Source organism: Streptomyces prasinopilosus, from assembly GCF_001419695.1.
Classification (GTDB): Bacteria; Actinomycetota; Actinomycetes; order Streptomycetales; family Streptomycetaceae; genus Streptomyces; species Streptomyces prasinopilosus.
The window spans coordinates 1-6,373 of sequence record NZ_LIRG01000559.1; the positions used below are offsets into that span (position 1 = coordinate 1).

The 6,373-nt window shown below is 71.2% G+C and carries 6 protein-coding genes; 2 read left to right on the forward strand and 4 right to left on the reverse strand.

Annotated elements, in window-relative coordinates; translation table 11 throughout:
* Positions 1-269 precede the first annotated feature (269 nt).
* The gene (bldC, locus tag AOK18_RS22010) at positions 270-476 is read right to left on the reverse strand and encodes a developmental transcriptional regulator BldC (RefSeq protein WP_003949541.1); all 207 of its coding nucleotides are present in this window, start codon (positions 474-476) and stop codon (positions 270-272) included.
* 600 nt (positions 477-1,076) lie between these two features.
* The gene (locus tag AOK18_RS22015) at positions 1,077-1,937 is read right to left on the reverse strand and encodes a DUF8083 family protein (protein ID WP_055695471.1); all 861 of its coding nucleotides are present in this window, start codon (positions 1,935-1,937) and stop codon (positions 1,077-1,079) included.
* Positions 1,938-2,240: 303 nt separating this feature from the next.
* Here AOK18_RS22015 and AOK18_RS22020 point away from each other — a divergent pair, with 303 nt between their 5' ends.
* Positions 2,241-3,329, forward strand: a complete 1,089-nt coding sequence (locus AOK18_RS22020; protein ID WP_055573621.1) for a Leu/Phe/Val dehydrogenase — start codon at positions 2,241-2,243, stop codon at positions 3,327-3,329.
* 461 nt (positions 3,330-3,790) lie between these two features.
* On the forward strand, positions 3,791-4,045 hold the full coding sequence (locus AOK18_RS22025) for a DUF3073 domain-containing protein (protein WP_055573622.1): 255 nt from the start codon (positions 3,791-3,793) through the stop codon (positions 4,043-4,045).
* Between the two features lie 163 nt (positions 4,046-4,208).
* On the opposite strand, the gene purM is transcribed toward AOK18_RS22025, so the two are convergent.
* Positions 4,209-5,291, reverse strand: coding sequence for a phosphoribosylformylglycinamidine cyclo-ligase (gene purM, locus AOK18_RS22030; protein ID WP_055573623.1), 1,083 nt, complete (start codon positions 5,289-5,291; stop codon positions 4,209-4,211).
* Between the two features lie 34 nt (positions 5,292-5,325).
* On the reverse strand, positions 5,326-6,373 hold a 1,048-nt coding region (gene purF, locus AOK18_RS22035; RefSeq protein ID WP_055695472.1), incomplete at its 5' end, for an amidophosphoribosyltransferase.

Here is a 6,373-nt window from a genome sequence, read left to right on the forward strand (position 1 = left end):
GACACCGCGCGGTCCGCCCCCCGGAGAACCCCTCGGCGCACCGCCCGCACACCGCCGACGCGTCACCGGCGGCGCACCGCACAAAAAAATCGCGCTGGACTCGGCGGAGTCCAGCGCGATCGACGACGCACCCGGTTCAGCTGCCGGGAAAGCTCTGATCGGCTTGGGCGAGGGGCCTGTTGGGGCAGTCCCCACGTCGTGTGGAGCTAGGGGTCGGAACGCCTCGGCGAGTTGGGGGACCAGCCGGTTCGTCCGGTTTATTCAGTTGTTCAGGCCTCGCTGCGCTGCTGCGGAATGCCCGCCAGCAGGGCGCGGACCTCGGCTTCGCGGTAACGGCGGTGCCCGCCGAGCGTGCGGATCGACGTGAGCTTGCCGGCCTTCGCCCAACGCGTGACCGTCTTCGGGTCCACGCGGAACATGGTGGCGACCTCAGCCGGGGTCAGCAGCGGCTCGGCATCAGGGGTGCGAGCGGTCATGAGCGGCCTCCTCGGGAGAACCGAACCTTCTCGGTTCTTTCCTCTAAATTCTGCACCTTGACCCGCGTTGCCCGAAATGGCGGACGCGAGTCGAGTCGGTTATAGGACGAACGGCTTGTCCTCGGCACTACAACTACACCATCCGTCCAGCCGCGTCGGCCAAACCGATGGAATTGCCCTCCCAGGTGTTCATCAGCCGCGGAAGCCGATGGACCATGCCATAGCGGACAGTCACGCGCCTGTGACGATCAGTCACAGGCGCGATGAGGAGGCACTGGACCCCCCAAAACACGCAATACCGAGATTCCACCCATAGTCGAGCACAGCTGGACGGAGGAGTCCTCCCCGGACTCCTTGTCCTATTTTGGCACGAGGGGGGGCAAGCGGCGCAAGGGCCGCGTACGTGCGGTCCGTCACCCTTGAGTCGCTTGGGTCATACGCCCGGATAGGCGGGTACGTCCGTTGTCCGGTCCGGGTTGACGAAACCTCAGGGCGACGACAAAACCCCAAGAAGGGCGTTTGGTCAAACGCCAGTTCGTCACCGTGGCCGGATGCCGGCCAGTACCGCGGCCGGATGCCGGCCGGCGCCGCGGCCCGGTCTCAGTTGGCCGACCGCAGGTCCCGGACCGAGCGCCAGCGTTCCACCAGCCGCCCGTAGGCCTTCCCCGCGGTCACCCCGTCGCCGCGGCGCAGCGCCGCGATCCCCTCGGCCACGTCCGCCGCGGAGTGGTCGTCCTCCAGCGCGCCGGCGGGCAGGGCGTGCACCAGGCCCCCGTAGTCCAGTTCGACCAGTGACCGCGGATGGAACTCCTCCAGCCAGCGCCCCACGTCCACCAGGCCGTCGACCAGAGGTCCCTCGTCCATGGCGGTCCTCAGTGCCCGCAGTCCGCGGGCCACCCGCCGGCGCGCCTCGACCATGGGGGTGCGGTACCGCAGCACGGGGGCCTCGCCCGCGGAGCCGGAGGAGCTCCGGGAGCCCCCGTCGTACTCCCGCTCCTCGTCCGAGACCAGCACGAACCAGTTGATCGGCACCTGCCAGGTCGCGGTGCGGATCCACGGCCGGGCGTCGGGGTGGGCGGCCAGCCAGCGCTCGTAGTCCTCGGCGGCCTGACGCCGTACGAACGGGGGGAGCAGCGCGTCCAGGACCGGCGGGGGGAACTCCCCGGCGAGGTCCCCCAGGGCCTGCCAGCCGCGCAGCCGGGTGCGCCAGGGGCAGACGAGGACCACGCCGTCGGCCTCCAGCACGAACGCGTCCTCGCTCTCCCGCACCGGAACCGGGACCGGCGGCGTCGGCACGACGTCGGCCAGGGCCAGGCGGAGTTCGTCCTGGTAGGAGGGGAGGCCGGGACGGCGGGCGTAACGGGCCCAGTGGCCGCGCTCCGGCTCGGGGAAGGCGGTCAGCGGTTCGTACACACGCAGGTAGGCCGCGTAGGGGACGATCACCGAGGAGACCTTGGGCACGCCTGCTCCCTCCCCCGCGCACCGGCGCGAAAACCTGCGGGTCCGCCGCGGACGCCCGGGTGGCGGACGGACGGCGGACGGACGACGGCCGTCCGGCGCCGACATACGGGTCATCCGGGCGAATCGTCGCACGGCGCTCCGGCGCGGGAGGCCCCGCGAGGGTGATCCTGGACACGTTGCCGCCCTCACCGGCGGCAGGCCCTAATCTCGTGCCCACAGCCTCCGCCACCGCCTCACAGCCACAAGCGCGGGGAGTTCCGGGGACTGCGTCCACCCGCCGCTACTTACTCAGGAGTCACCACCGTGACCGACGTATCTGACGGCGTCCTGCACACCCTGTTCCGTTCGGAGCAGGGCGGTCATGAGCAAGTCGTGCTCTGCCAGGACCGTGCCAGCGGCCTCAAGGCCGTCATCGCCCTCCACTCCACCGCCCTGGGCCCCGCCCTCGGCGGCACGCGCTTCTACCCGTACGCGACCGAGGAGGAGGCCGTCGCCGACGCGCTGAACCTCGCGCGCGGAATGTCGTACAAGAACGCCCTGGCCGGTCTCGACCACGGCGGCGGCAAGGCGGTGATCATCGGCGACCCGGGGAAGGACAAGACCGAGGAACTGCTGCTCGCCTACGGCCGGTTCGTCGCCTCGCTGGGCGGCCGGTACGTGACCGCCTGCGATGTCGGCACCTACGTCGCCGACATGGACGTCGTGGCCCGCGAGTGCCGCTGGACCACCGGCCGCTCCCCCGAGAACGGCGGCGCCGGCGACTCGTCCGTCCTCACCGCGTTCGGCGTCTACCAGGGGATGCGGGCCTCGGCCCAACACCTGTGGGGCGACCCCTCGCTGCGCGGCCGCAGGATCGGTGTGGCGGGCGTCGGCAAGGTGGGCCACCACCTGGTGGACCACCTGCGCAAGGAGGGCGCCGAGGTCGTGATCACCGACGTGCGCGAGGACGCCGTGCGGCGGGTGCTGGACCGGCACCCGCAGGGCGTCACGGCCGTCGCCGACACCGGGGCCCTGATCCGCACCGAGGGCCTGGACGTGTACGCCCCGTGCGCGCTGGGCGGCGCGCTGAACGACGACAGCGTGCCGGCGCTGACCGCCGCGGTGGTCTGCGGCGCCGCCAACAACCAGCTCGCCCACCCGGGCGTCGAGAAGGACCTCGCCGACCGCGGGATCCTCTACGCGCCGGACTACGTGGTGAACGCCGGCGGGGTCATCCAGGTCGCCGACGAGCTGCACGGCTTCGACTTCGACCGGTGCAGGGCGAAGGCGGCGAAGATCTTCGACACCACGCTCGCCATATTCGCACGTGCGAAGTCGGACGGGATTCCGCCGGCCGCGGCGGCCGACCGGATCGCCGAACAGCGGATGGCGGAGGCACGCGCGTCACGCTGAACCCCAGCGGCTCCCGTACCGGCACCCGCGGGAGCCGGTACGGGGCGGGACCACGACGCGTACGGGGCGTGCACGGGGTGTGGACGGGCGCCCCCGCGCGAGGCGTCGGGGCGCGCACGGGGGTGCGCGGAACGGCGTGCGGGGGCGGACCGGAGAGTCCGCCCCCGCGCGTCGTTCGCACACTTGTCCGGTACCCGTGGAGGGCCACTTCGAGAGAACTCTCACTTCTCCCGGCGGGTCGCCCCCCGACAAGTGCTTGAAATCGCACGTGACCAGCGGGAACAAGGGGCTCCGGGGGTCCCGGAAGGGGGCACGTCATGCGGGCGACGTACCGTATGGGCGTGGGCTCAGGTACCGTGGGAGCCCTACGGACCGGCCTCTCCAAGGAGAGTCCGTTCCGGACCATGAACGCGTGTCAAGACTCTGGGGCCGTCGAGCCCCGTCGTTGAGGGGGTCGAGCCATGGGGCGCGGCCGGGCCAAGGCCAAGCAGACGAAGGTCGCCCGCCAGCTGAAGTACAACAGCGGTGGGACGGACCTCGCACGCCTGGCTGAGGAGCTGGGTGCATCGCCTTCGAACACATCACCGAATATCAACGGTGACCCTGTCGAGGACGATGAGCAGGACGACGACCTGTACGCACGGTACGCCGACCTCTATGAGGACGACGACGATGACGAGGACGGCCAGTCCCCGCCACAGCGTCGTGGCGCTTGACCCTGCACTGCATCATCAGCCCGGTCGGTGACTCCGGTCACCGACCGGGTTCTGTGCTGCCCGCCGACGCGGACCGGCACCGTACCGGGTGTGCTCGGCGTGCCCGGTTCCCTTCGCGTGCTCCCGCCGCCCGGACGTCTCGACGCCCGGGCGGCGGACGCGTTCAGCCCGCGTAGTCACCCACCAGTTCCGCTCCCGTGGTCCGGTCGCCGCGGCCGGTGATCTCGCCGGCCACCCAGGCGTCCAGCCCCCGGTCGGCCAGCGTGGTCAGCGCCACGTCCGTGGACTCCTGCGGCACGACCGCGATCATGCCGACGCCCATGTTGAGGGTCCGCTCCAGCTCCAGCCGCTCGACCGGACCGAACCGGCCGACGAGGTCGAAGACCGGGCCCGGGGTCCAGCTGGAGCGGTCCACGACCGCGTGCAGCCCGTCGGGGACGACACGGGCCAGGTTGGCCGCGAGGCCGCCGCCGGTGACGTGGCTGAAGGCGTGCACCTCGGTGGTGCGCATCAGCGCCAGGCAGTCCAGCGAGTAGATCCGGGTGGGCTCCAGGAGCTCCTCGCCGAGGGTGCGGCCCAGGTCGTCGACGTGGCTCTCCAGGGCGAGTCCGGCCTGGTCCAGCAGGACGTGCCGGACCAGCGAGTACCCGTTCGAGTGAAGTCCGGAGGCGGCCATGGCGATGACCGTGTCGCCCTCACGGATGCGGTCGGCGCCGAGCAGCCGGTCGGCCTCCACGACGCCCGTACCGGCGCCCGCGACGTCGAAGTCGTCCTCGCCCAGCAGGCCCGGGTGCTCGGCCGTCTCACCGCCGACCAGGGCGCAGCCGGCCAGTACACAGCCCTCGGCGATGCCCTTGACGATCGCGGCGACCCGCTCGGGGTGGACCTTGCCGACGCAGATGTAGTCGGTCATGAACAGCGGCTCCGCACCGCACACCACGATGTCGTCCATCACCATGGCGACCAGGTCGTGGCCGATGGTGTCGTAGACGCCCATCCGGCGGGCGATGTCGACCTTGGTGCCGACGCCGTCCGTGGCGGAGGCGAGCAGGGGACGCTCGTAGTTCTTGAGCGCGGAGACGTCGAAGAGGCCGGCGAAGCCCCCGAGGCCGCCGAGGACCTCGGGACGCCGGGTCTTCCTGACCCATTCCTTCATCAGATCGACCGCGCGGTCGCCCGCGTCGATGTCGACGCCCGCGGTCTTGTAGGACGCCGCCGAGGGGCCGGCGCCGGTGTTTTCAGACATGACGGTGAGAGCCTTCGTCTCGTTGCGGCAGGGCTTACGGGCGGCGGATCGCGTCGACCGCGGCCGGCGCGGCCGTACCGGCGGCCAGTTCGGTCTCCAGCAGCCGCTTGCCGAGGAGCTCGGGGTCGGGCAGGTCCATCGGGTACTCGCCGTCGAAGCAGGCGCGGCACAGGTTCGGCTTGGCGATGGTCGTCGCCTCGATCATGCCGTCGATGGAGATGTACGCCAGGGAGTCGGCGCCCAGGGTGGTGCCGATCTCCTCGATGGACATGCCGTTGGCGATGAGCTCGGCGCGGGTCGCGAAGTCGATGCCGAAGAAGCAGGGCCACTTCACGGGCGGCGAGGAGATCCGGATGTGCACCTCGGCGGCGCCCGCCTCGCGGAGCATGCGGACCAGGGCCCGCTGGGTGTTGCCGCGCACGATCGAGTCGTCGACGACGACCAGGCGCTTGCCCTTGATGACTTCCTTGAGCGGGTTCAGCTTGAGGCGGATGCCGAGCTGCCGGATGGTCTGCGACGGCTGGATGAAGGTCCGTCCGACGTACGCGTTCTTGACCAGGCCGGCGCCGAAGGGGATGCCGGACGCCTCCGCGTAGCCGATGGCGGCCGGGGTGCCGGACTCCGGTGTCGCTATCACCAGGTCGGCCTCGGCGGGCGCCTCCTTCGCGAGGCGGCGGCCCATCTCGACGCGCGACAGGTAGACGTTGCGTCCCGCGATGTCGGTGTCCGGGCGGGCCAGGTACACGTACTCGAAGACACAGCCCTTGGGCTTCGCTTCCGCGAATCGCGAGGAGCGCAGGCCGTTCTCGTCGATGGCGACGAACTCGCCCGGCTCGATCTCGCGCACGAAGCTGGCGCCGCAGATGTCGAGGGCGGCGGACTCGGAGGCCACCACCCAGCCGCGCTCCAGCCGGCCGAGGACCAGCGGGCGGATGCCCTGCGCGTCGCGGGCCGCGTACAGCGTGTCCTCGTCCATGAAGACGAGGCTGAAGGCGCCCTTGACCTTCGGGAGGACCGCGTGCGCGGCCTGCTCCACGGTCACCGGCTCGCCGTCGGCGGCGCGCTGGCCGGCCAGCAGGGCG